The sequence below is a fragment of the Photobacterium profundum genome (assembly GCF_003026285.1).
GTDB classification, from domain to species: Bacteria; Pseudomonadota; Gammaproteobacteria; order Enterobacterales; family Vibrionaceae; genus Photobacterium; species Photobacterium profundum.
The window spans coordinates 107,332-133,216 of sequence record NZ_PYOD01000003.1 but is presented as its reverse complement, the minus strand read 5'-3'; the positions used below and the strand labels follow the sequence as shown (position 1 = coordinate 133,216).

Here is a 25,885-nt window from a genome sequence, read left to right as displayed (position 1 = left end):
GGAAAACAGGAAATACATGCCAAATCTGATAGAAGTCTTGAGCGGTGTATGGAGCCTACCAAGACTCAGCACCAGATAAGATTGATCTAGTGTTTCAACCTCAAGAAACCACAAGGTAACGGTAAAAACACTAACTACTTAATATAAAAAATTAAATACGCTTTCTTAATCAACCTAGATATTAAAAGCACTCTGTAATTCTATACCCACCGCCTCCTTTTAATACTCGAACATTAAAACCGTTATCTTTAAGTGCACTATAGTTATGACCTGCTATTGATGGCCAAACAGCAAGTGCCGACAATCGCGAGTTTCCCGTATTCACTAACCGGTGAGCGATGAACCCGCCAATATGATGGATACTCCCCGGAAAGACTTTTTCAATGCTCACTGTACCTGTTTGAGCTTGCAAGATAAGCAGGCCTTCACCAGCACTTCCAAAATAGTATTCAGCTTGCTCGATACGTTCGTGAAAGTGACCTCGGGTCATAAAAAATTCATCACCAACGCTACCCGCTTCAATATGTGATACACCAAAGTTAAGCTCTCCTTCTGCAGATTCTGCTGGCAGCATTTCAACACTGTATATAACACGATCCTCAGGCAGTGAAGCATAGGCAGCTTTATCGGCAAAAACACCATCAAGTGATGATAACAACGTTACTTTTTCAACAAGATTCCCCGCATTTATCTTACCCGTCACATAGTTAATACTGGGAGGTGTTAATACGTTCATATAATGTCCTTACTTTGCAACTCTAAGCAGTTCTGAAAATGCTAGAAATAGGTGATAAAAAGTACTCGCTGGTGAGTTTTTTTGTAATGGCAGCCCTTCGCAATCCAGTTGATCAAACCAAAGACCGTTCTGAGCCGGATTCAAGTAAGCACTAAAAATCACATCAACAGCTTGGCAAACACATTGTTCCCGTTCAGGAGATGGATGGCGCTCCCATAGTGCTATCTGAGCTTTAAGATATTCGGTTTGGCACCATAATCTAGATGTTGAGCGAAATACCACCCCGTTATTTTTCACTTCATCTCTAACCAAACCGTTATCGTTATGCCCATACATAGAAGCAAAATGATTCAATCTCTCGATGTAAACTGACACATCGATTTTTGTCAGCTTTTGATAATGATGTAGCAACCAAATCCATTCATAATGGTGTCCAGGATCGACGAGATTACTTAGCGGGTGTTTCGGGGCAAGCTGACTATCAAAAAACTCACATAAATACTCGTCTTGTATAAAGCGGTCTATAAACAAATTAAAAATACTGCTTGCTCGCTCCAGCCATTGAACATCATCGGTGTGTTCATAGCACACCATTAAAGCTTCAAATAAGTGCATGTGCGGGTTCTGGCAGCGTAACGAAAAATAATGCGTTGATGAGTAAAACCCACCATTTTCTACGTCTGCTAATTCACACTGAAACCATAGATAGATGGCTTCCATTTTGTCTAGGCTGGCTTGTTCTCCCGTCAAACGGTAATGCCATGCATAACCCAACAACGCAAAAGCATGTTCATAAGCATTGGTTTCACCATTTTTAATGTTCAGTTCATCATCGAGTGAGAATACAAATGTCTCTTTCTCAGTTTGAAATAGAGGGAAGCCAAGATCAGTTGCTTGCTCTACCTCTTGCCGAGCATCAATAAGACCAAGCTCTGTAGCATGAGCATAAACATATAATTGACGAGGCTGAACACGAAAGCGGATAACGTTTTCTTGGTAAACACGGCCATCTTGATAAATGCCTTCAGGGAAAATGCCTATCTTTTTATCAAAGTAGTGATGCCATCGTGGAAGTGCATGTTCAGAAAGCCATACCTGGCAGCGTTTCGCTTGCTGCGAAATGGTATTCATCGTGATATCTCTCTGTTTAGAAGGGAAGAGAGAGCCAAAGCCCTCTCATTATTCGCTTACCTTAAAAGAAGCCAATCGCGACACCAATGGCCGAGATAACAACCAAAGACAACATGGCTTTTACTGGGCTTAGGTTTTTCTTTGCCATTGCATACCAGGTTCCAAGTACAATCACCAATGGCATCAATTTAGGGAAAATGCCGTCAAGCATCGCCTGAACATTGATATCTACACCATCACTGGTTACAAACTCAAGCCCTGTACCAAGGTTGACATAACTCGCAGCCACGCCCCCCATCACAAAGACCCCCAGCAACGAGAGCGCCTCTCGAATTTTTGTCGATTTATGGCTAACCAGTACTTCGACTGAACCCGTACCCATCTTATATCCCTTCATAAACAAGGTATAAGAACCGACAATGACAATGGCATTAAATGCAATAATATAAAACAGTGGTCCTAGCATACTGCCACCAGCAGCCAAGGCCATACCTATGCTGAGAAGAATAGGTACAAGCATGCCGGGTACCATAGAATCGCCAATACCAGCAATCGGCCCCATCAAACCGACTTTCAACGTATTAATAGTTTCGCCATCAATAGGCTCACCATTGGCTTTCTTTTCTTCTAAACCCACCGCCAAACCACTGATGATGGCGCCGAGCTGTGGTTCAGTATTATAGAAAGAGGAGTGGCGTTTCATTGCCTCCTGACGCTTATCTTTGTTGGGATAAAGCTTTTTAAGTGCAGGCATTATTCCAAGGCAAAAGCCGAATGACGCCAAACGCTCGAAACTCATTGATGAAAGGTTGTACATCATCCACGAACGCCAACATTTAATGAGGTCTTTCTTATCCAACGCGATCTTGGCATTAATATCAGTGCTGAGTTGATCATGTTTTGTAGTCATTAGAATTCATCCTCATCGTCATCCATTACTTGATTTGGTGTTACAGCCGTAGGCTGTGGATCTGGCTTGTAGTTGTAATGCAGTAACGCAAACAGTGCACCGATCATCACAAGACCAACCATATTGAGGTTCAGAAAGACAATGCAGACAAAACCAACAAGGAAATAAATCAGCATCGACGTTTCTTTGATTATTTGTTTTAGCAAGATGGCGATACCAACGGCAGGCAAGATACCACCCAGTACAGTCATGGTATTAATAACCAAATCAGGCAAGCTTGCCATGAAGCCTTCGATATATTGATTGCCAAAATAAACAGCGATAAAGGTAGGAATGAAGCGCATCAAAAAGTTGGTGATCTGAGGATAAATAGCGGTATTCATATATACCCCCTTGTCATCACCATCATCTACCGACAAATCGGCACGGTGATTCCAATAAGAGTTCAGTACCATCATGAAGTTAAAAATAATGGTTCCTGCAATACCAATTGTTGCCGCAATCGCGACGGCTACTTCGACCCCCTGCCCCGACATAATACCGAGTGCAACAGCAGGGTACGCGACAAAGTTAAGATCGGCTGGCATCGAACCACCTGGTGTCACCATCGCAATATAGACTGCCTGAACAGCTACACCCACCATTATACCCGTCTGAATATCACCTAATACAATGCCAACCAACATTCCAGAAACCAATGGTCGACTTAATGTGTACCAGCCACCAGTAAGACCTAGCAACCAAGGGGTTGATAACGCACCGAGATAACACAGTATCCCGATAACAACTGCTTCAAAAAACATAATCTGTTCCTTCTAATCACGTCAAAAAATTTGGACCGCTGTTATTTATTTAATTTTTTCTGTGCGGTATCCCAGTTGTAGGCGCTAGCATCCGGAACAAGCCGGAAATCTATTTGATGCCCCAATTGAGATAGGTATTCAAAAGCTGAAACTTCATCTGGGTTTACGCTCTGATTATTTCCTATTGTTGTCGTTCCTTCTCGTGCACTCATTGGGCCTACATTAATCTTTCCATTTAAATTAGAAAGATCGATACCGGCTTCGCTGATTCTCTGCAGCGTGACTGGTGATTTGGCAATAACAAAATATTTCTTATCACTCGCAATCACTTTCGGCAGCTTACTAATCGCTGTATCTGCATCAAATAACCAGACTTTCACATCGGTCACCGCCCCTTTCATTACCTGGGAAAGTAATGGATCGGCAGCTACTGCATCATCAATGGCCACAATGCCATCACACGGTAATTCTTTCGCCCAGCGAGTCATTAACTGACCGTGAATCACACGGTCGTCGATTCTTACAAATGAAATAGTCATGCTTGCTCCTTAAAAATCGTCGTCTTGTTCAACACTCACCGGTTTTGCAACCACGATCGTGTTAAGCGCTTCTTGTTGTAATGTCTGTGCAACGGATGCTGGATCTGACTCTTCCACAAAATCAGCCGTCATCAGCAACGTTGGAAAATTAATGCCCGTGACTACTTCAACAGGAACAGGAAAACTCCCATCAAATGCGTAAGTACAGGCAATGTTATAAGGTGTACCGCATTCCAAATCACAGAGCACCACAATGCCCTCGACTTGGCCGGCTATATCTCGAATCTCAGTATTAAAGTCTTGTTTGAATTGCTCTATACCGCCCTCTTCGGTAAGCGATACACACGATGTATTCTGAAGTTCACCAAACACCATTTTTGCGCTTGAAATTAATGCACTAGCCAGTGGCCCATGAGTTGCTATTAAAAAGTGCAGCATAATTAACCCCTTACGTATGCTTTAATGGTTGCAATTTCTGTCCCTTCACTCGCCCCATACGGCTGAATAATGTATTCACCTACTTGAGCCGGAATAACAAAGGTTTCTGCATAGTGAACAACAAATGGAGCAAATAAATTGTCGGGGCTCAATACCAGCGCCTCTTTGCCTTCCACCAAGTTCAGAACATTGACGTTGCCCTCAGTATTGTGACTAACAGGTTGGCTGAACCAATGACGGCGCGTTTCGATAAACTCTCGCTCATGGAGTCCCGTCTTCTCTTCTCGCCATCCTTTCCCTTCAGCAATAGGAGTAATAGCATTCACCAAATGCTCTTCACACCATTCCGTATTGCAATTCCATTGAATAACTTCTTTACCGTGGTCAAGGTGCACCGGACGAGGTTGACCGTCTAAGCCTAAACGGTCCCAATCCCAGAGTTTGAATGTAAAGATATACGGCGTCGCGCTAATCTCTAACACCATAGAATTAGAACCCGAACAGTGAACAGTGCCGGCTGGAATCAAAAAGTGATCATGTTTCTTTGCTGGAAATTGATTAATAAAACGTTCATCGTCAAAGGTCTTTTCTCCTCGCTGTGCTGCTTCAAGATCTGCCATCATCTCGTCGGGGTTCGTCCCCGTTTTTGTGCCTAAATACACACTCGCATCATCACCAACATCAAGCATGTAATAGCTTTCATCTTGAGTGTAATGCATACCAAACTCTTGTTGGATGTATTCGGTCAACGGGTGTACTTGAAGGCTAAGGTGCTGACCTTCCATGGTATCGAGAAAATCAAAGCGGATCGGAAATTCAGCCCCAAAACGTGCGTGCACTTCTTCACCGAGCAATCGCTTAGGTTCGAGTAATACGAGGTCTTGGGAAGGCACTTCAACAATCACATCATCGTATTTAAGCAAAAGACTATTTTCTTCAGGCACGCAGTCAAAACACCAAGCATAATTTGGCTTTGTTTCATCTAAATCACAGACTTCCTTCATCCACTGTCCGCCCCAAACGCCAGGGTCAAAGAATGGCACTAGACGAAAAGGCTGTTGTACGGTTTGTTCTAAACCCGCCATAAATGCTTTACCCGTCACCATTTTCGGCGTTAGTGCAACGTTTGTATCCAACAGAAAATCAGCTTGAGGGAGTAGTTTCGTTTTATAACGGTCGAAGACACGCCATTCGATGAAGAATGCACGTTTATAGCGGCGTAAAACATCTTCATCGGTATTTTCAACGCCCCAGTTACCCAACTCTCCACGACGAAAACGCTGCTGAATTTCCCATCGCGCAAGATCGGCGTAGATGAACGTATCACCTTCAGCAAATAATTTTGCCCCGTGGCCATACACCACAATTAAACCATCGGTTGCACTTTCAATTTGATGTTTGATCTCGGAGAGTTTTTCAGCATCAAAAAACTCATTTAATTTATGCGGAGCAATCACCCCAAACACACGATCATCGGTAATATTGCGCTCTAGCATCTCGAAGATGTGTTCTTCGCTATATTTAGCTTCGTCTGTAAATACTACGTGGCTAGGCTTTAATGGCGTGATGAGCTGCTCGAGTAACTCATTATGATCAACACCGTGGTACGTATCGATAACCAAAACATGCTTTTGGTTATTACTCACTCGTTGTTCAACTTCTGCAACTATCGTTGACCAATCTTGCCAGGCTTGATTGCCAAACCCTGTAATTTCCACATGCGGAAATTTGTCATAATTCGAGTTGCCAGATAGATACTTCATACATCACCCTTGGTTAATCTGTTGGTAATATATTAATCAGCAAGTACGCTTCCCATCAAATAGGTTAACGCGGTTAACCCATCATTTATCATTCATTAACCCTTTAAACATGCCAATTTATCGATATCGATCACAGTTATTCGCCGCTTTTTTGCTCAAATTGGGTTAAACGATTAATCGCAAAGTTAACCAAAATGTAAGGACATTTATGGCAAAACCAACCATTGCTGATGTGGCAAAATATTGCGGAGTTTCAACCGCAACAGTTTCGATGGTTTTAACCAGTAAAGGACGAATATCAGAAGCCACTCGCAGTAAAGTACTGCAAGCAATTGAAGAACTTGGATATGTTTATAATCAAGCGGCTGCCAATTTACGCCATAAGCGGAGCAATCTTGTTGGGTTAGTCATTCCTGATATCACCAACCCGTTTTATTCCGAGATGATTGCAGGACTTAGCCATTATTTGGAACAACAAAATACATTACTTTTTTTAGCCAACGCCGAAGAAAATGTAGAGCGCCAAGATAAGTTTATCGACTCACTAATTAGCCAAAATGCAGGCGGCATGGTGATGTGCCCAGCCACTGATACTAATGTTGATTACCTCAAAACAGTAAGAGGACGAGGCTTTCCTGTTGTGCTTGCTGTTCGTCCCGTAGGGGAAGGACAATTTGATTTTGTTGGCACCAATAATTTTTTAGGACTGCAGGTCGCTACCGAGCATTTAATCCAACTAGGCCACAAGCACATTGCCTTTATCGGTGGACAAGAAAGATCCAAAACTCGTTCTCATCGTTTAGGTGGATACATGTCAAAACTAATAGAACACGGTATCCCCTTCAATGAAAAATATATTAGTACCTGTGGGGCTAGCCGGTCTGAAGGTGCTCTTGAGACAAGAAAAATGCTTGAAAAGCACCCTCAAATTACCGCGATTATTGGCTATCAGGATATTGTGGCATTTGGTGTAATGCGGGCAATTAAAGATCGAGGTTTGACGGTAGGTAAAGATATTGCCGTTGTGGGATTTGATGATGTTCCTGAGGCTTCAGATACCTTCCCATCATTAACGACCATATCTGTATGCGCAAAAGAGATCGGTAGAGCTGCTGGTGAAATCCTTTTAGCTCGAATGAATGGCAATGAGGAACCGATTAAAAGCCTTATATTCCCACCGAAGCTAATGATAAGGCAATCTTGCTCGAGTGAAATCAGCTTAAATAATAAACCTACTCCCAATACCCCCCCACAATAATTGTTATCACTCACCATAAACCATCGCCATGAATCATTAACATTTAGCATAAACGCATAGCCTTGCCTCATCTAACCAATGAGGCAATCGTCATCATGAGCTGCAAATAAATTGGGCGTTTTGCCGATGAAACTCTTTTTCCGCACAAGAGAGTCGCTCGCTTAATAGCACTAATGCAATAAACCATAAACACAAAGGGAGCGGCTTTACCCTCATATTTTGGTCATGCTGCTAAATCTTTCAAAAAGAAAGTCCAAAAATAATCGAATACGTTTTGGCTGATACTTTTTACTAATGTAAACGACATTCAAGTCTGCGCTTGATACAGACATCGATGTGTTGAAGTTCTTCATGTATCCATTGAGCACCGTAACAAGACGCAGGTTATTAATATCAGCTTGCACGTCTAGAACAGATTTAAGCGCAATCCCTACTCCGTCTAATGCCCAATATCTAATTACCTCACCATCATCTGAAAATCGCTTTGGTACAACGGTAATTGCGTTCTTCTTATCTTGTTCCTGAAAATGCCATGTCTTTAGTTCTTCATTGCTACGAAGCATTGCTAGGCAATCATGGTTAACTAAGTCTTGCGGCTTTAATGGCGTTCCATGCTTTGATAGGTACTCGGGCGATGCGCATAGCACTCGTCGGCTTGGTGACAATCGTCGTGATATTAAACTGCTATCTGCAAGCTCTCCATATCGAATCACGATATCCATACCTGACTCAGCAATATTAGAGATGTGGTCGTCCAAATATAAATAAGGCACAACATCTGGATACTGTTTACAGAACTCAGACAATATAGGAAGAATATATTGTTTACCAATGTCTTTGGGTGCGACGATTTTTAGTGAACCTTTCACTTCCTTAACTCCATTCTGGATCAGGTTTTCAGCTTCACTGACGTTATCCAATATCTCAATACAGGCTTTATGGTAGAGCTCACCAGAGTCTGTAAGTGATACATGCCTTGTGCTTCGGTTAAGCAGCTTCACACCATACCGCTCTTCAAGTGCCTGAAGCCTTGCCGTCATTGTCGCTGGAGAAAGGCCAAGATCACGCCCTGCAGCCGCTAGCCCTTGATGCTTCACTATGCTCACGAACATTGCCATATCAGAAAACTTGTCCACGTCTCACCCCTATTGTTCAGGTTATCCGAATAATGACTTTACATTTTACTCAATTATCAAATTAATACGAATAAATATAATGGCAACCATCAACAAGAACAACGAAAAGGAACGAATTATGAGACAGGAAAAAACAACGTACATCATCATTGGCGGCACATCAGGTATCGGGGAAGCCGTCGCGAAACACTTCGATAATGGCAATAACATTGTCCATGTTGCAAGCCGTAAGACAGGGCTAGATATCAGTGACGAAAAAGCGGTGCATTGTTACTTCGAATCGATTGGCCCTTTCGATCACCTTGTTATTACCGCTGGCTCATTCGCTCCTGCCGGAAAGGTGACAGATGTCGCCATTGATGATGCGAAAAAAGCATTTGATACCAAATTCTGGGGAACAATTAATGTCGCGAAACATGCGGCTCGTTATATGACACCGAATGGTTCTATCACGCTAACAACGGGAATGCTTTCACGCAAAGTAGTTGCCAACACTTACACAAAAACAGCCATTAATGCCGCTTTAGAAGCCGTGACGAAGGTGCTCGCTAAAGAGCTGTCACCAATTCGAGTTAACGCTGTCAGCCCTGGCCTCACAATGACCACGGCCTATAACAACATGGATGAAACAGCGCGTGAAGCCATGTATAAAAACGCAAAACAGAATTTACCCGCTGGTAAAGTTGGCGAGGCATCAGATATTGCGATGGCTTACGTCATGGCAATCACGAATCAATACATGACTGGCTCAATCATCGATATCGATGGTGGCGCTTTAGTCAACTAACACATAAAAATGCTGCATGGGCGTACAAGACAAATCCCATTAATACGCCCATCAATATCGAAAAATAAGTAGAGATAATTAATCATGAATAAAGAAAAAATGCCATTTCAAGTCTGGATTTTAACACTCGCAGCATTTGCCATCGGCACCGCAGAGTTTGTTATTGCAGGTATTCTTCCTCAGATAGCAACGTCACTCTCTATTACTGAAGGTCAGGCTGGTTACTTAATCAGTGCTTACGCATTAGCCATTGTTATCGGCGGTCCAATCTTAACCATTTATTTAGCCCGTTTTAATAAGAAGATTGTACTGACAGGATTAATGGCACTGTTTATTATCGGTAATATACTGTCAGCGTTGGCACCCAACTATAACTTACTATTGGTTAGCCGCGTTATTGCAGGTCTTGTACAGGGTCCGTTTTATGGCATTGGCGCTGTTGTCGCGACCAACTTGGTATCAGAAAAAATGGCAGGCCGTGCTGTTGGGCAGATGTTCGCAGGTCTGACTCTTGCTAATGTACTGGGTGTTCCTGCAGGTACTTGGATCAGCTTGCAGTTCGGATGGCACAACACATTCTTTACTGTTGCCGCATTCGGTGCTGTCGCAATGATTTCAATTCTAACGTCTATCAAATCAACGGGCCACGGTGAAGCGAAGAACATTAAAGCCCAGCTTATGGCATTCAAAAATCCCATGCTATTAATTAGCTTAGCGATTACCGCTTTATCATGGTCTGGTTTTATGACGCTATATGGCTACCTTGCACCCATTGCTATGCACACGACAGGTTACGGTGAAGAAGCCGTTACTTGGATCCTTGTAATTGTTGGGGTGGGCCTAATCATTGGTAATATTCTGGGTGGTCGTTCTTCCGACAAAAACCTAGGCAAAGCATCCATGTTCTGGGCTGTTGCAATGATTATTTCACTGGTTGCTGTAGGTCTAGTCGTTGATAACAAGATTTTGTTTGTCGTCGCCGCATTTATATTTGGTATTGCATCGTTTGCAAACGTACCCGCAATGCAACTTCGAGTGATGAATCATGGTGGTGAAGGTCAGGAACTTGCAGCAACCGCGAACATTTCAGCCTTTAACTTAGCAAATGCGTTTGGTGGATTCCTTGGCGGCATGGTGCTTGATAGCCAACTAGGCGCTGGCATGATCCCTTTCGCGGCAATCATTGTTCCAATAATTGGCTTACTGTTCATCGCTAAAGCAAACAGACGTGAAAAAACACAAGGTAAATTAGCAACCAACCTTATCTAAGGTAACCCATTAATTAATAATGAAAAATAATGTAACTTTATAAGAATAAAAAGCTAAGCCCACTAATTTTTACGAGTAGTAAGAATTAGTGGGTTTTATACATCAGAGAAATGCTTGAAAACACAGTCATTGTCTATAAAGACTAAAATGCTCGCCTTGACGTTCTTCTGAATATATAAGAAGCAATAATAAGTATCAGTTCTGAAAATAAGAGATGATTAAAATCGACAAAGTTCAATTCGTAAATGCGTTTCGTCTTCGTAAGCAAGTACTGATTGAAAATGATCGCTTTTATCGATTTGTTCTGAAAATATATCTTTATACTCTGGTGAACCGATGAATAGGATTTGAGTTGTTTTGATCATCAACCCTTCTTCATCGAAAATAGCTTGTAGGTCAGATTCAATCACACAGACGAGTACTTGACCAAACCGAGCCTGTAAATCAAGTTCACGCGCATTAGCGAACTGAACCTTCGTGGTTAGCTGAGATTCGACCATACTGATCAGTTCAACAAAACGGTGCATATCAGTCGAACAATTTTCAATCAGTTTCATCTGCTCAGACAAAAGTAACGATTCCAATCCGTCGTTAAGTTTAGCTGTGATTAACCACTGTTTAATATTCTTTTTAATGCGTTTGTAACGATTGGATTTAATAGCACGCTTTAGAAACTGATTTAGTTTGATGTTTCGTTCGGCAATGGTTAGTTTTTTATCAAGGTTACAAAATTCAATGTGCAATAAAGCATGGGTCGTTATATCAAGAAGAAGCGTTGAGTTCATTTCTGTTCCGTTGAAACTTTAAGGTCCAAATCATCATACTACCGACGGCTTATATATGTCTAACTAACATTAGATCGCAATGCTTACCAATAACAGCATATGAACAGGCTCAAGCATCTATTTGGCTGATAAACATCTATTTGACTTATAAACATCTATTTGACTTATAAACACTGATATTGAATTTAAGAGAATTTCCGTTCAAATACGAAAACAGTCCACTTTTCACTACTTCAAATTTGGATAATCAAACATCTGGCAGTTTATCTGCTTCATTGACACAAGAGCTAGAATCTTACATTGGTGACATCAAGTTAGATAGGAGCATGTAACTAATCCTGTAGGTTGGTCACCTCGTACACCTCAGAATAAACGTACAATGACAGTAACCCAATTAACAATATTGATAAAAACGACACTCTCTTATTAGTGAGTAAACATCCTTGTATAAATACGATAGCTCGAGCTACTCTAGTTATTCTCTGTGCTTCACGAGAAGCTTCAAGACCTGATGAGAACATAATATCTTAATAAGAGATACGCAGTTTGTGGTTGCCGTTCTAATGATTCTTTTGCGCTCTCCGATGTCGTTTGTTATTCCAACCTTCATCATCGTATTGCAGCTAGATTGAAGAATATTAAAGAAACCCTTCTTTGTCATAATCAAAACCATACCCAAAACATATTGGGCATCCAGTGCCAGTAATATGATCGTATGCACTCTGAATGAAGTCACCATGCTTAGCGCAACTGATAGTAAAATCGCATGTACCGCCAGTGTATTTTATATTGTCGTTGTACCTGCCTTTATGAATGAACGTTTCTCTGGCTTATTTTTCCCCTATCATAACCATGCAGGAGAACACCAATGCCCCCCTGGCATCCAAATTTTTTTGTCTGTAGAAACTCAGAAGTTCATATTCTGTTATTTTTTTCCACTATTATTATATGACCACATTTCGAACACGATCTTGACAAGTGTTTAGACGGTTTTAACTTCTTCACAAGGCATTAATACTCTCGATTAATACTAAAAGTATTGTTTTGGTAAAAAACAATCACGTTTTAAAGATCATATCTATAGAACTTACCTTCAAATGAAAATAATGTTTTATTGCAATGTAACTAATTTATTTAACGAACACTTTTACATAGTTTTTAGAGGTGAAAACGTACAGATTTTAAGATGTGATTGTACTGTGAAAGAGGTGTTCCCCATTGGAAGTTAAGGGTTTATTTTTAGTTAATAAACCTAGTCTTGGATATTTTACAATGATTTTGGTTTCAAAGGAGGCTGGAAGGCTTGCTCCTGTGGCTTACTTATCTTCTGAATGTTTGAGAGCTAATCTGTACCACATTGCGGGTAGTTTTTCGGCATCTGATTTTGGTCGAGTTATTTATTGTTTAGCTATGATATAATTATACACCATGATGATAATCAATCACGCAAACATATAATATAAGAATAGCAATACTGTTTAATTATCATACAGATCAATTGAAATCTTTGATTGTCATTTCAGTAGTATTCACTTTCTGACAATATGCTAACATCAGCACCAAACATATATAATTAAATTAATTAGATATTCATCGTTATATTAAAAAATTAATCTCCCTAGATTTTATATATAACATGCTACTGGTTATTATCTGTATTTACTTAATAATAACATTTAAATAAAAATAATGACCGACCATAAATACCATGGTATTTTTTAAATCAAAGGTTTAAAATATAATGTCTAAAAATAAACAGTCTGCACCTCAAAAAATTATTAAGGGCCTTGGTGGCGCAAGTAATATTAAATTTATGACTTGTTGTGCTACTCGTCTGCGTTTTGAGTTACATAATGGTGAAATTGCGGATAAAGCCGCAATCGATGCAATTCCTGAAGTCATGGGCGCAGTCCCACAAAGTGGCGATCGTTTCCAGATCGTTATTGGTGGTGGTGTTCAATCAATGATGGCAGAGATTAACAATCTACCTGAAATGAATGGAGAGAGTTCTGAAGGTACTCCAGCTGAAAAAGATGATGCATCAAACGATGATCTAAAAGCTGAACTTCGTTCAAATGGTGTTCGTGGCAAGATTGCTTGGGTTGATGGTTTTTTTGAGTACCTTTCTGACTCTTTCCGTCCAATTCTCGGAATTTTATTAGGTGCATCTCTCATTATTGCTATGACAGCAGTATTAGATGCATTACATATTGTTGATTTTCGTGGTGATAAATCTGCTGGCTGGGTTTTTGTTGATTCAATGTGGCACACCGTCTTTTATTTCCTCCCTATCATGATTGCTTACAACGCCTCTAAAAAGCTGAAGGTTGATCCTTGGTTAGGTGCTGCAATTATGGGAGCCTTAATGACGCCTGACTTCCAGAAATTAACGTCTATGGCCTCAACCACTTCCATTAAAGACTCAACGCTTGGTATCACCTCCCATGTTGCTCATATCTTTGGGCTTCCAATGCAACTTAATGATTACTCTGGTCAAGTATTTGTTCCGTTAATCATGGTTGCAGTATTAGCGGTTGTTTATCGTTTCTTGAAGAAGGTATTCCCTGAAAACGTACAGATGGTATTTGTTCCATTCTTATCGTTAGTGATCATGATTCCATTAACGGCATTCTTAATCGGTCCTCTAGGTGTTTGGATTGGTACTGACTTAGGTACTGGTCTAGCTTGGTTAAATACTAATGCGCCATTCGTATTCGCACTATTAATTCCTTTACTATACCCATTCCTAGTTCCATTAGGTCTACATTGGCCACTTAATGCGCTAATGCTAGTAAACATCCAAACTTTGGGTTATGACTTTATCCAAGGTCCAATGGGTGTATGGAACTTCGCTTGTTTCGGTGCAACAGCAGGTGTATTACTGATCTCTATCCGTGAAAAAGATAAGATGATGCGTCAAACTTCTGTAGGTGCGTTAGCTGCAGGTCTATTTGGTGGTATCTCTGAACCATCTCTATACGGTATCCACTTACGTTTTAAGCGTATTTATTCTCGCCTGCTTCCAGGTTGTGTGGCTGGTGGACTTGTAATTGCAACTCTTGGCGGTGTAAAAACCACAGCTTTTGCTTTTACTTCACTACTAACTATTCCAGTATTTAGTCCAATGTGGGTTTATGCTACGGCGATTACCGTTGCCTTTATTGTTCCAATGGCGTTAATTTTCTTCTTCGATTACCGTACACCAAAAGAGAAAGCTGAAGCTCTAAAAAATAACTAATTTACACTTAGGTTTATCTCCTGAACTAAGTAAATAGTAAGCAATTTAAAGTAGTTCTAGTTTCCACTCTAGAGCTACTTTTTTATTATCAATGGATGTCCCTAATTTGAACTGTACTTTTTCTGCCCTACCATAGCCATACCCGAAATCAAGTTAATTCAGCAAAGTGAGCGAAAGGTGCAGTTGAGACACTTCCTATCAATGTTGGTCTATTTTAAATAATATTTCACAGCTAGACAAAATTGCAACGGTTCACGAGTACAAAGATTGGCCTTTGTATCTAAGTGAATAAACAGGGATGTTGAAATTCAAATCGTAAAGTAGGAATACAATGTTATTGGTTCTGGCAGGATTTGCTTGAATAATAAGCCAGTCTCAAACAATCCTTATGATGATTATCATATTTCTTCATAAATCATTGACATTTATCGCTAACGTCATAGCCTTGTCTCATCTAACCAATGAGGCAAGCGTAATCATGACCAGCAAAGAAATTTTTAATCCTGAACTATGGGATGAAGTCCCTGGCTTTGATTTTGAAGACGTCACCTATCATCGCGCCAAAGCACACGGGACTGTTCGTATTGCAATCAGCCGCCCTGATTGCTTGAATGCATTTCGCCCGAAAACTGTAGATGAGCTTTTCACTGCCCTTGACCATGCTCGCCAAACGTCTGATGTAGGCTGTGTACTGCTAACCGGTAATGGCCCGTCGAAAAAAGGCCAATGGTCATTCTCTTCCGGTGGTGACCAACGTATCCGAGGTAAAGACGGATACAAATACGAAGGTGAAGAAGCAGGCAAAGCGGATGTTGCTCGCATGGGTCGACTACATATTCTTGAAGTTCAGCGTATGATTCGCTTTATGCCAAAAGTCGTTATCGCTGTAGTACCAGGATGGGCAGTAGGTGGTGGCCATAGTTTACACGTAGTGTGTGACTTAACTCTTGCATCAAAAGAACACGCTGTATTCAAACAGACAGATCCTGATGTCGCATCATTTGACTCAGGCTACGGCTCGGCTTACCTTGCCAAGATGATTGGCCAGAAACGTGCCCGTGAAATCTTCTTCTGTGGTTTTAACTACAGTGCACAAGAAGCTTATGACATGGGGATGGTCAATAAGGTTGTTGAACACGTTGAACTTGAAAATGAAGCACTTGTTTGGGCTAAAGAGATCAATAGCAAATCACCAACCGCGATGCGCATGCTTAAATACGGTTTCAACATGTCTGACGATGGCTTAGTCGGACAGCAACTATTTGCAGGTGAAGCAACTCGTCTAGCCTATGGCACCGAAGAAGCACAAGAAGGCCGTGATGCCTTTTTGGAAAAACGAGATCAAGACTTCAGCCGTTTTCCTTGGCATTACTAATACCAGTCTAATTTTTTGATTTAAAACCCTGTTCGCAGGAATTGAATATTCACTCATACTTGATGTGATAATAGAAAAATGGCATTCATTTTTATGAATGCCATTTTATTTAAATCATATCATCAATCGACGACTTCTCTCTACGCTAAGCCCACTTTGGTTTTCGACACACCGATAACCATACCTACGATGATCTCTATAATTCCAATAAGGCTTGAGACCCCTACACAGACAAAATGCTAAGCATCTCTTTTGCACATTAACATTCATATATAAAGTACCTATTGATTTATAAAATCACATGAGAGTACAAATAAAATAGACATAATTAACCATATTCCAGTCATATCTATTGAAAATATTTACATTTTGTAATAACTTGCTCGCCATCAAAAGAACACCGTTCAAATGTTACGTCTGATTTTAAAAACACAACCATTCCACAACAGAAAATACTTATATGAAATATAAAACACTTGCTATATTAATCTCAATTAGCCTTTCACTTTCTGGGTGTGGCGGCGGAGGTGGTGATGACTCATCATCGCAATCTATTACCCCTACCCCAGCACCGACAAAGCCAACGACAAGCCTCCCTGTACCTCAGCCGTCCAAACAGCCAAGAATGCAACTAAATGTTGAAGATATTGAGCTCACGTACGGTCAATATAATGACGTTAGCCTTACTATCGAAAATCAAATTGGCACGCTGAACTATGAGCTGCTTAGCTCAAGTAATAACAATATTGCTGACCTTGACCCTTTCAATAATAAGTTCACCATACTTAACGCGGGGGAACTCACTTATAAAGTGACTGACACAAGTGATGACTACCAAACTTCTAGCTCAACCTTTACTATCAAAGTTAAAAAGGCAAAAGCTCCAAATCCATTTTCAAATGAAGTCATTCTTGATCAAAAAGATACATCCAGAAGCTTCACTGTTGATAACCCTCGCGGCGATTTAAGCATTGAGCTAGATTCTGCATCTCGCGAACTCGTTAATCTTCAATATGCAGGTGGTTATACATTTACGATTGAACCTAAGCGTTCAGGTATTGCAACTGGATTTATTGTCGATGCAGGTAACCGAAATTACGATGGCTACAAGATCCCATTTCACATTGATATTAGAAAAGCAATTACCAACGATTTCAAAGATATAACAATGAAGTATGGTATACAGCCATTTCGTCAAACTTTAAGTAGCGAAGCGACTTATATATTTCGTGCAGAAGACTCTGAAATCATAAACATAGATAAAGCATCAGGTAATATCCAGCCTTTAAAAGTTGGTAAAACTTACGTCAGCGTAGACTTTAAATCTATACACTCAAGCCTACCAGCAACTCAAAATGGCTTTTATGTAAACGTTGAAAAAGGCGATCGCCCTACCGTTTTTAACGCGAGTATTGCAAACGAGATTCCTTACTCAACAATGACTCAGCCATTGAACGTACAGTTAGCTCATCAAGAAGGACAGTTAAGCTATGAGCTTATCTCTGGTAATAACATCAAAAATATCAGTAAAACTAATGGCTCTTTCCTAACGGAAGGCTTAGGTGAAGTTAAAGTAAAAGTAACTGATAAAAGTTTGAATTATGTTGATGCATCAGCTGTGGTCACTTTTAATGTTGTTAAAGCAACGCACCCAGTCTTAACACCACAGACAGCCAACTACACATATTCCAAGTCTGAGCATATCGTTTCAATTCCAGACCAAAAAGGAACATTGCAACTCAACCCCGTAGATACAAATATCTTAACGGCAAATGGTAATAAGCTAACAGCCTTAAAAGCCGGTGTAACAACAGTCAAAGTAACTGACACATCTGATCTATACAAGACTGCAACAACAACATTAACTGTTAATGTTGAACGTGCAAACCGTAATGCTTTTACTGTTAACCCTGTTAATCAGAAGTATTCAGCAAGCACTATTAATTTCTCTGACCTCTATGATTACGCACAAGATAGTAATCCTGTTTCGACAGCACCAATTGTTAGCGTAAAAGCGAATTCAGATACTGCGATTTCGCTAAACCAAGCGGCTAAAGTAATTAACATTAACCGAGCAGGTTCTGCGACCCTTGAACTGTACTGGCCTCAAGATGACCAATATCTGGAATCAGAGAAGAAAACTGTCGAGATTAATATCACGCCAGCAGATAACCGCTTAACGCTAGCAACTAGCTCTGTATCAGCAACGTATCAAATTGATACAAAAACTATCGATGCACCTAACGTCGAAGGTAAAAAAGGCACAGTTAGTTACCGTATAAAAAGCGGCAGCCCAGCAGACGTTGTCAGTATTGACGGTACATCAGGCCTAATGACAGTTAAGAATGCTGGCAATACGACAATTGAAGTGATTGACAGTGGTAACGACAGTTTTTCCGAATCCAAAGCCACTTTTACCGCAACTGTTCATCAAGCTAAAGCAGATTTAGTCGTTGAGTATCCATCAGAGATCGCGCTTGGTGGAGATAAGTTCTACCAGCCTAACATTTCACGTAACCTGTGGAAGCTTAACTTCACTGTCGATAATGCAGTTATCGCTGAAGTAACTAACAATGCAAATGGTTATATCGAGTTAAAATCTGCTGGCAATGTGTACATTTCCTATAAAGGTACATCAAGAAACTACCAACAAGTGAACGGACGAAGCTACCTTACTGTACTAAAAGAAGTGCATCCAGGTATTGAAGTTGAAGATCTTAATGTCTACTACACCCCGTTAGAACTAAAAAAGTCGATTAAAGTTATTTCTAAGCAGTACGGCGCGAGAACGTTTATACAAGCGGCCTCACCTGCCCCTCGATTTAACTATAACTTCAATACTCGCTTAGGCACAATTTCTGATATTCAAGATTATCCATTTGCTGTCAATTTTGCAGTCACAGAGAGTGAAAGCGAAAAATACCAAGCAGCAAAAAGCGGTTCCGAGCAAGCAGATTATGGTGTAATTAAAATTCACCCACCACTGCCGAATGACTCAGATAAAGACTACACAGTTACATTTTCTAACTCTAACCAATCACAAGTTATTGAAAGTGACCTAAATAGCACTCGTTACAACAAACTATTACGAAGTTCGTTCCACTTTAAGGGCTATACAAGTCGTTACTTACCATCACAAACAGACATAACAACTTACGGCAATGGTTACTATACCATTCTTAAAGTTAAGCCTGTTGGCAGCGATGATATAAAGGAAATAAAAGCAGTAGCAGTATTGATCAGTCGTTATGATGGTTGTGAATCAACTTATAGCGATAGCAACTCATTAACACCAAATATGACCATCAATTTCGATACTGATGGACAGAATGATTGCAAAATAGAAGGGGAACGTGCCAACCGCTTCACCAAATTCACAGTATTGGATAACCACTATCTAACTGCTGGTGAGTGGGAGTTGCTCAACCCACTCGTTATATTCCGCTCAGGTAAGTTCGACTTTATTGATACACCAACAGGTGGTTCGTATGTTGAACACCATAAACTAGATGAAGATAAAAAAGGATACCTAGAATCCATTGACGCTGATGCTCAAAGTAAAATGCGCAAAGTCTACGAATGGAATACAGTAAACCTAAAATTTAGCATCTAATAAGCTGATTTATATCGCTTAGTGTTAAACCGAGTGTGCTTTACCGCTCAGTTTTTTATTTTCCAAAAACTGGCAGAAACAAAACATAAAACAGCAAAATCAAGAAAGGCGGTAACTGGTACTTTAAAGGCTAAGTGTGCAAACACTTAGCCTTCCTTTTAATTATCTAACAAACAGCGTCTAAATATATTATTTCAAAGCACTAAGTTCCGGCATAAACCAACTAGGGTTCGTCTCTGCCATCTCTTCAAATACGGCCCATTTACTTAATGCAACTTGTTGTGCTTGAGCAAACATAGCGTCAGCATTTTCTGGATTAGTTTTAAATAAATTACTGAAGCGATTTTCTGCATTCATAAAATCCGCTTTGGTAATCGATGGACGAAGTGAATCAAGCATGAATGGATTAACATCTCGCTCTTTCAATGCCGGATTATAACGATACAAAGGCCAATGCCCAGACTGAACCGCTTTTATCGCTTGCTGACGAGCTTGAGTCATGTCAAAGCCATGTGCGATACATGGGCTGTAAGACAGAATCAATGACGGTCCATCATAAGCTTCGGCCTCACGTAGCGCTTGTAGTGCTTGTTGTGGATTAGAATTTAAGCAGATTTGAGCCACATAAACATTACCGTATGAAATAGCTTGTAAGCCTAATTCCTTACGGAATGTTGGTTTACCACCAGCAGCAAATTTTGCAGTTGCAGCTAACGGCGTTGCTTTTGACGCTTGCCCACCAGTATTAGAGTACACTTCTGTATCCATCACCAAAATATTAATATTGCGTGAGGTACCAAGTGCATGATCCAAACCACCATAACCAATGTCATAGGCCCAGCCATCACCACCCATTAACCAAATTGAACGTTTAACCATAGCATCTATAACTGAATCAAGTTCGGCTGCTTTTGGGTGCCCATGAATGTGTTGACGAATTTCTGTAACACGTTCCCGCTGCTCGCGACAACCAACTTCCGTACTTTGGTCAGCATTCAATGCAGCCTGAACCAGCTCTGCACCAATGTGATGCTGAAGCTCATTGAGTAAACGTCGTGCTGCCTTTTCTTGATGATCGACTGAAATACGGTAACCCAATCCAAATTCTGCATTATCTTCAAATAGTGAGTTTGACCATGCGGGGCCACAGCCATTTGCACCTTGTGTCCATGGTGTACTTGGCATGTTACCGCCATAGATTGAAGAACAGCCTGTGGCATTTGCAATCATTAAGCGTTCACCGAACAATTGACTGATAGTTTTCACAACCGCAGTCTCGCCACATCCGGCACAAGACGCCGGAAACTGGAAATGAGGTGGTAAAAATTGCACACCTTTTACCGTTGAGTAATCAACTTGATTGATTGGTAACAATGGTAGATCGTCAAAGAACTCAACGTTTACCGCTTGTTTTTCCCATTCATCAACAGCAGGCACCATCTGTAAAGCTTTACGGTTTGAGTCTGTTGCGCAGTGAGCAGGACAGGCATCAACACAAAGTGTACAACCCATACAATCTTCGGCATACACTTGAATAGAATAAGCCATATCAGGAAAACCACGTGCTGCAACATCTGCATACTTGAAGTTCTCAGGTGCCGTATCAAGGGCATCTTTGCGATATAGTTTGGCTCTAATTGTTGCATGTGGGCAAATAAACGAACAGTTACCACACTGAATACATAATTCAGAATCCCAACTTGGTACGCTAACCGCTTGGCGGTGCTTATCAAATTGTGTAGTCCCTGATGGGAATGTACCATCAGCTGGAATTTCTGATACAGGGATCAAATCACCACGCATCGCCATGACTTCTTTGGTAACTTTTTGAAGAAAGACGGGGTGCTGGTCGGTAATGGTTTCTTTTATTCCAATTTGTGATGTAACTGTGGTTGGTACCATCACTTTTTGAGTCGCTGAAACCGCATGATCAACCGCATTCCAGTTCATTTCGATAACACGTTGCCCTTTACGAGCATAAGTAACTTCAATGGAATGCTTGATTTGAGCAATAGCTTCTTGTTGAGGAAAAACATTAGCCAACATAAAGAAACCAGTTTGCATGATCGTATTAATACGACGTCCCATGTTGGTTTCAGCAGCGACTTTCATCGCATCGAGTACATAAAGTGATAATTTTTTAGTAATGATTTGTTGTTGAACGGCATAAGGTAGCTGAGACCAAACATCATCTGCATTATATGGGGAATTCAACAATACAGTTGCACCAACCTCTGCGTGTTCAAGACAATCAAATTTCGTTAAGAAATTAAATTGATTAATGCCAACAAATGACGCGCGCTCAATCATCCATGGTGCTTCAATAAGGTGTTCACCAAAACGAAGGTGAGAGACGGTGCGAGAGCCTGCCTTCTTAGAATCGTAATCGTAATAACCTTGTACAAACTTACCATCAATACCACCAATAATTTTGATGGTACTTTTACTTGCGCCAACAGTTCCATCTGAACCCCAACCATAAATAATGGCTCGAACTGAATTAACAGGCTCTAACGTATAATTGTTGTCGATGGTCAAGCTAGTGAAACTAACATCATCATAAATACCAACCGTAAACTGACGAATAATGTTTTCACTAATAGCATTATTAAATGCCGCTTTCACCATAGCTGGCGTGAATTGCTTTGAAGATAAACCATAGCGCCCCCCAGTTAATTTAGGCATAGCTGCTAGGTTACCCATTGAGCACTGTTCAGCTAATACACTCATTACATCAGTGTAAAGCGGCTCGGCAACTGCGCCGGGTGTCTTGCAGCGATCCATAACAATAAGATGCTGACACGTTACAGGCAGGGTTTTCATGAAGTAATCGGCCGCAAATGGACGGTATAGATGTACTTCAATCAGACCTAATTTTGCCCCTTTGGCATTTAAATCATCAACAACTAAGCGTGTTGTCTGAGCACCAGACCCCATGATAATTATCACGGAAGTTGCTTCAGGATCACCATAATAACTAAAAGGCTTATATTGGCGCCCTGTTAAGTCAGCAAATTTATTCATGGCATTTTCTACAATCTGTGGCACAGCTTTGTAGAATGGATTCACTGCTTCTCGCCCTTGAAAATAAATATCAGGGTTTTGTGCAGTACCACGAATAAATGCCCGTTCTGGTGCTAAAGCGCGTTTACGGTGGGCAATAACAAATTCATCATTGATCATTTCGCGAATGACATCGTCGGAGATCACTTCAATTTTATTAACTTCATGAGAGGTTCTAAAACCATCAAAGAAGTGCATAAAAGGAATTCGAGACTCCAAAGTCGCAACTTGAGCAATCAACGCATTATCGTGAGCTTGCTGTACAGAGCTTGATGCAAGCATTGCAAAACCCGTCTGATTACAAGCCATAACATCTTGGTGATCACCAAAGATAGATAATGCTCCCGTCGCTAATGAACGTGCAGCAATATGAAATACAGTCGAAGTTAATTCACCCGCAATCTTGTACATATTTGGAATCATTAACAACAAGCCTTGTGATGCGGTAAAGGTTGTTGTTAGCGCGCCTGTTTGTAATGAACCGTGGGTTGCACCAGCAGCACCACCTTCAGATTGCATTTCAATAATATTAGGAATATCACCCCAAAGATTTAATTTCTTTTCTGCTGCAAATTGATCCGCTAATTCGGCCATTGGCGAAGAAGGCGTGATCGGATAAATTGCCGCTACTTCATTAGTACGGTAAGCAATATGGGTAACAGCTGTACAGCCATCCATTGTTTTATATTGATGTGACATAGCGTACCCCTTATTGATTATTTGGTTTTTGATTTGTATTAGTTACAGGGAGCATATCAATTGCATGACATGGACATTGATTCATGCAGGCCTGACACCCCGTACATTTGTCGTAATCAAATTTGTAGCGGTTACCTTTACCAAGTTTGAGTATCGCGCCCTCTTCTGGACAGGCACCATAGCAACCGTCGCATTCAAAACAATTACCGCAGCTGTAACAGCGTGTTGCTTCATAAACAGCTTGTTCTTGGCTTAACCCTTGAACCACTTCAGTAAAGTCTTTTACACGTTCGGCGACATCAATTTCGTGTATTAGACTTCGATCTGAGTCGATTTGATACCAAAGCTGAAGCATGTCGTAAGTGACAACTTGATGTTTCTCTTCACTGATATAAGTACCACCACGAAGCCAAGCATCAATATTGCGCGCTGCTTTCTTACCATGACCAGTAGAGATAGTCACAGAGCGAGATGAAGGCACCATATCGCCACCGGCAAACAAACCTTCATAGCCTGTCATCATGTGTTCATTGACGAGAATGGTGCCATCTGAATTAATAGTGACACCTGAAACATGGCTAAGTAACTGACTTTCAATATCTTGACCAATAGCTAATACCATTGCATCTGCATGTAAGGTTTCGTATTCACCTGTCGGCTGAGCAATACCATTCTCATCTAGCGTCATGATTTCAACTTTATAGTCATTACCATTCACTGAGATAAGATTGCGTAGCCAATGAATTTTTACACCTTCAGCTTCTGCTTCAGCCGCTTCAAATTCATGCGCTGTCATATTGTTACGATCAGAAAAGAAAATGATCATTGCTTCTTCTGCACCAAGTCGTTTCGCAACTCGCGCAGTATCCATTGCAGTGTTACCACCACCAAGAACGGCAACACGACGCCCTAATTTGGGTTGTTGATTATTACCAACAAGGTTTAAAAACTCAGTAGCTTCCATGATTGGGCCACAATCTTGCTTTGGAATATCAAGATGACGACCAATTTGTGCGCCAATTGCCAGAAAAACAGCATCAAACCCATCGTTTTGTTTCTCTTTTATGACATCTTCAACTTTATGGTTTAGCGTTATTTTGACACCCATATCTGCAATCATTTTGATTTCAGCTTGTAAGATGTCACGAGGTAAGCGATACGCTGGAATACCATAATTCATCATGCCGCCAGCAATTGGATTTGCATCACGAATTTCGACTTGGTGGCCCGCCAAACGTAAATGATAAGCAGCAGCAAGGCCTGAAGGACCAGCACCAATAATCAGTACTTTTTGTCCTGATTCTTCAGTGATCTGAGGGTATGACCAATTTTGATTTAATGCCAAATCGCCAAGCATACGTTCAACTTGTTGTATTGACACTGAAGAGTCACTGTTAACTCGATTACAACCTGTTTCACATGGGTGATAGCAAACACGACCATGAATGGCTGGCATAGGTTGATTGATAACCAGTTTTTTCCATGCTTTTTTAAACTCTCGCTCACGAACTAAAGCAAGAAAACCTTGAATATCATTGCCGGTAGGACAGCTTTGATTGCAAGGCGGTAAATAGTCTTTATACACAGGTAGTATCGCAGGCTTTGGCCCAGTACCTGTTAGGTTGAAAAGATCTGACTTTCTTACAATTTGCTTTTCAGACATATCTGTTCCTTTATGTGTTAAGACATGGACTTTAATCTTCAGATCAATAACAACATTAAATAGATTTTAATTTGAGAATAATATCCAAGACAAATAGATTAAAACGTTCGAATGCAGAATTTAAAACAAGAACACCAAGAATTATAATTTGAAATATAACCACTACGTAATTAAGTGAAATATCAAAACATCCAGAGAAAACATAACAATCAACATTGGACATTTAAACGTATAACTTATATTTTAAATACTCACTCTTTTAACATCGCCATACGTTAAGAGATATTTGTTTAAGTTTAAAGGCCTCAGATTTTCACCTCCTCCTAATTGATTAAAATTATGTATAGCGATCTTAGCTTCCTTATTAGGCGTTTTTCTTGTTTTCTTTATAAAGGCATGTAATATAACTAAATTGTTATTTTTAATTTTTACAAAAAGTATTCTTACAGATTCTTTTTTACAATCAACTCGAAGCTTATAAATCACACCAGAATACCCCCATACTTTGGGGTTAAGTATTTTCAATCGATTACAATAATACACGTCATCAAGCTCACTATACGTATATAACTTCTTACATATCGCATAAGATAACTTTTTTGAAAGCATTCCCAAAAAACAATCAAATCTTGAGGTACAACCTGCTTTTTCTATGATTAATATTTTCATAATTAAAATT

General features: G+C 40.5%; 19 protein-coding genes. 6 read left to right on the top strand and 13 right to left on the bottom strand.

What is annotated here, in order from left to right; genetic code table 11:
• Positions 1-181: 181 nt before the first annotated feature.
• The 7 genes from C9J48_RS10105 to C9J48_RS10075 all read right to left on the bottom strand — a co-directional run bounded on the left by C9J48_RS10105 (position 182) and on the right by C9J48_RS10075 (position 6,320).
• Entirely contained in the window at positions 182-736 is a 555-nt protein-coding gene (locus C9J48_RS10105; RefSeq protein WP_006229939.1) for a glucose-6-phosphate isomerase family protein, read from the bottom strand.
• A 9-nt stretch (positions 737-745) separates the two neighbouring features.
• Positions 746-1,867, bottom strand: coding sequence for an AGE family epimerase/isomerase (locus C9J48_RS10100; RefSeq protein WP_006229940.1), 1,122 nt, complete (start codon positions 1,865-1,867; stop codon positions 746-748).
• A 61-nt stretch (positions 1,868-1,928) separates the two neighbouring features.
• Positions 1,929-2,777, bottom strand: coding sequence for a PTS system mannose/fructose/sorbose family transporter subunit IID (locus C9J48_RS10095; protein WP_006229941.1), 849 nt, complete (start codon positions 2,775-2,777; stop codon positions 1,929-1,931).
• Positions 2,777-3,580 carry a PTS mannose/fructose/sorbose/N-acetylgalactosamine transporter subunit IIC gene (locus C9J48_RS10090; RefSeq protein WP_006229942.1) on the bottom strand — a complete coding sequence of 268 codons (804 nt, stop codon included), beginning with the start codon at positions 3,578-3,580 and terminating at the stop codon, positions 2,777-2,779. Before C9J48_RS10090 ends, C9J48_RS10095 begins: the two co-directional genes overlap by 1 nt.
• A gap of 41 nt (positions 3,581-3,621) precedes the next feature.
• Complete coding sequence (locus C9J48_RS10085) at positions 3,622-4,119, bottom strand: PTS sugar transporter subunit IIB (protein ID WP_006229943.1); 498 nt, start codon at positions 4,117-4,119, stop codon at positions 3,622-3,624.
• A 9-nt stretch (positions 4,120-4,128) separates the two neighbouring features.
• On the bottom strand, positions 4,129-4,557 hold the full coding sequence (locus tag C9J48_RS10080; RefSeq protein ID WP_006229944.1) for a PTS sugar transporter subunit IIA: 429 nt from the start codon (positions 4,555-4,557) through the stop codon (positions 4,129-4,131).
• Between the two features lie 2 nt (positions 4,558-4,559).
• On the bottom strand, positions 4,560-6,320 hold the full coding sequence (locus tag C9J48_RS10075; protein ID WP_006229945.1) for a class I mannose-6-phosphate isomerase: 1,761 nt from the start codon (positions 6,318-6,320) through the stop codon (positions 4,560-4,562).
• Between the two features lie 208 nt (positions 6,321-6,528).
• Between C9J48_RS10075 and C9J48_RS10070 the strand changes: the two genes are divergently transcribed.
• Positions 6,529-7,578 carry a LacI family DNA-binding transcriptional regulator gene (locus C9J48_RS10070; protein WP_006229946.1) on the top strand — a complete coding sequence of 350 codons (1,050 nt, stop codon included), beginning with the start codon at positions 6,529-6,531 and terminating at the stop codon, positions 7,576-7,578.
• Between the two features lie 212 nt (positions 7,579-7,790).
• Here C9J48_RS10070 and C9J48_RS10065 read toward each other — a convergent pair whose 3' ends face one another.
• Positions 7,791-8,714 carry a LysR family transcriptional regulator gene (locus C9J48_RS10065; protein ID WP_006229948.1) on the bottom strand — a complete coding sequence of 308 codons (924 nt, stop codon included), beginning with the start codon at positions 8,712-8,714 and terminating at the stop codon, positions 7,791-7,793.
• Between the two features lie 118 nt (positions 8,715-8,832).
• Between C9J48_RS10065 and C9J48_RS10060 the strand changes: the two genes are divergently transcribed.
• Both C9J48_RS10060 and C9J48_RS10055 read left to right on the top strand, forming a co-directional pair.
• Positions 8,833-9,501, top strand: coding sequence for an SDR family oxidoreductase (locus C9J48_RS10060; RefSeq protein WP_006229949.1), 669 nt, complete (start codon positions 8,833-8,835; stop codon positions 9,499-9,501).
• 84 nt (positions 9,502-9,585) lie between these two features.
• Complete coding sequence (locus C9J48_RS10055; protein ID WP_006229950.1) at positions 9,586-10,770, top strand: MFS transporter; 1,185 nt, start codon at positions 9,586-9,588, stop codon at positions 10,768-10,770.
• Between the two features lie 218 nt (positions 10,771-10,988).
• Here C9J48_RS10055 and C9J48_RS10050 read toward each other — a convergent pair whose 3' ends face one another.
• Together C9J48_RS10050 and C9J48_RS28480 are read right to left on the bottom strand one after the other, a co-directional pair.
• Positions 10,989-11,555: a DUF2913 family protein gene (locus C9J48_RS10050; RefSeq protein ID WP_006229951.1), complete on the bottom strand. Its 567-nt coding sequence runs from the start codon at positions 11,553-11,555 to the stop codon at positions 10,989-10,991.
• Between the two features lie 638 nt (positions 11,556-12,193).
• Positions 12,194-12,370 (bottom strand): DUF723 domain-containing protein, encoded by a 177-nt coding sequence (locus C9J48_RS28480; RefSeq protein WP_507022034.1) that lies wholly within the window; start codon positions 12,368-12,370, stop codon positions 12,194-12,196.
• Between the two features lie 926 nt (positions 12,371-13,296).
• Between C9J48_RS28480 and C9J48_RS10035 the strand changes: the two genes are divergently transcribed.
• The 3 genes from C9J48_RS10035 to C9J48_RS10025 all read left to right on the top strand — a co-directional run bounded on the left by C9J48_RS10035 (position 13,297) and on the right by C9J48_RS10025 (position 19,781).
• On the top strand, positions 13,297-14,793 hold the full coding sequence (locus tag C9J48_RS10035) for a PTS transporter subunit EIIC (RefSeq protein WP_006229954.1): 1,497 nt from the start codon (positions 13,297-13,299) through the stop codon (positions 14,791-14,793).
• 478 nt (positions 14,794-15,271) lie between these two features.
• On the top strand, positions 15,272-16,168 hold the full coding sequence (locus C9J48_RS10030) for a 1,4-dihydroxy-2-naphthoyl-CoA synthase (RefSeq protein ID WP_006229955.1): 897 nt from the start codon (positions 15,272-15,274) through the stop codon (positions 16,166-16,168).
• Between the two features lie 460 nt (positions 16,169-16,628).
• Positions 16,629-19,781: a cadherin repeat domain-containing protein gene (locus C9J48_RS10025; protein ID WP_006229956.1), complete on the top strand. Its 3,153-nt coding sequence runs from the start codon at positions 16,629-16,631 to the stop codon at positions 19,779-19,781.
• Positions 19,782-19,970: 189 nt separating this feature from the next.
• On the opposite strand, the gene nifJ is transcribed toward C9J48_RS10025, so the two are convergent.
• The 3 genes from nifJ to C9J48_RS10010 all read right to left on the bottom strand — a co-directional run bounded on the left by nifJ (position 19,971) and on the right by C9J48_RS10010 (position 25,875).
• Positions 19,971-23,543, bottom strand: a complete 3,573-nt coding sequence (nifJ, locus tag C9J48_RS10020) for a pyruvate:ferredoxin (flavodoxin) oxidoreductase (protein ID WP_006229957.1) — start codon at positions 23,541-23,543, stop codon at positions 19,971-19,973.
• Positions 23,544-23,553: 10 nt separating this feature from the next.
• On the bottom strand, positions 23,554-25,206 hold the full coding sequence (locus C9J48_RS10015; RefSeq protein WP_006229958.1) for an NAD(P)-binding protein: 1,653 nt from the start codon (positions 25,204-25,206) through the stop codon (positions 23,554-23,556).
• A gap of 243 nt (positions 25,207-25,449) precedes the next feature.
• Positions 25,450-25,875 (bottom strand): type II toxin-antitoxin system RelE/ParE family toxin, encoded by a 426-nt coding sequence (locus tag C9J48_RS10010; protein ID WP_006229959.1) that lies wholly within the window; start codon positions 25,873-25,875, stop codon positions 25,450-25,452.
• Positions 25,876-25,885 lie beyond the last annotated feature (10 nt).

Bases quoted from the DNA above. Each gene is read 5' to 3' on its own strand.
- C9J48_RS10010 (WP_006229959.1), bottom strand. From the start codon at position 25,875: ATGAAAATATTAATCATAGAAAAAGCAGGTTGTACCTCAAGATTTGAT.
- C9J48_RS10085 (WP_006229943.1), bottom strand. From the start codon at position 4,119: ATGACTATTTCATTTGTAAGAATCGACGACCGTGTGATTCACGGTCAG.
- C9J48_RS10030 (WP_006229955.1), top strand. From the start codon at position 15,272: ATGACCAGCAAAGAAATTTTTAATCCTGAACTATGGGATGAAGTCCCT.
- C9J48_RS10100 (WP_006229940.1), bottom strand. From the start codon at position 1,867: ATGAATACCATTTCGCAGCAAGCGAAACGCTGCCAGGTATGGCTTTCT.
- C9J48_RS10075 (WP_006229945.1), bottom strand. From the start codon at position 6,320: ATGAAGTATCTATCTGGCAACTCGAATTATGACAAATTTCCGCATGTG.
- C9J48_RS10015 (WP_006229958.1), bottom strand. From the start codon at position 25,206: ATGTCTGAAAAGCAAATTGTAAGAAAGTCAGATCTTTTCAACCTAACA.
- C9J48_RS10070 (WP_006229946.1), top strand. From the start codon at position 6,529: ATGGCAAAACCAACCATTGCTGATGTGGCAAAATATTGCGGAGTTTCA.
- C9J48_RS10080 (WP_006229944.1), bottom strand. From the start codon at position 4,557: ATGCTGCACTTTTTAATAGCAACTCATGGGCCACTGGCTAGTGCATTA.
- C9J48_RS10060 (WP_006229949.1), top strand. From the start codon at position 8,833: ATGAGACAGGAAAAAACAACGTACATCATCATTGGCGGCACATCAGGT.
- C9J48_RS10055 (WP_006229950.1), top strand. From the start codon at position 9,586: ATGAATAAAGAAAAAATGCCATTTCAAGTCTGGATTTTAACACTCGCA.
- C9J48_RS10050 (WP_006229951.1), bottom strand. From the start codon at position 11,555: ATGAACTCAACGCTTCTTCTTGATATAACGACCCATGCTTTATTGCAC.
- C9J48_RS10025 (WP_006229956.1), top strand. From the start codon at position 16,629: ATGAAATATAAAACACTTGCTATATTAATCTCAATTAGCCTTTCACTT.
- nifJ (WP_006229957.1), bottom strand. From the start codon at position 23,543: ATGTCACATCAATATAAAACAATGGATGGCTGTACAGCTGTTACCCAT.
- C9J48_RS10035 (WP_006229954.1), top strand. From the start codon at position 13,297: ATGTCTAAAAATAAACAGTCTGCACCTCAAAAAATTATTAAGGGCCTT.
- C9J48_RS10095 (WP_006229941.1), bottom strand. From the start codon at position 2,777: ATGACTACAAAACATGATCAACTCAGCACTGATATTAATGCCAAGATC.
- C9J48_RS10090 (WP_006229942.1), bottom strand. From the start codon at position 3,580: ATGTTTTTTGAAGCAGTTGTTATCGGGATACTGTGTTATCTCGGTGCG.
- C9J48_RS10105 (WP_006229939.1), bottom strand. From the start codon at position 736: ATGAACGTATTAACACCTCCCAGTATTAACTATGTGACGGGTAAGATA.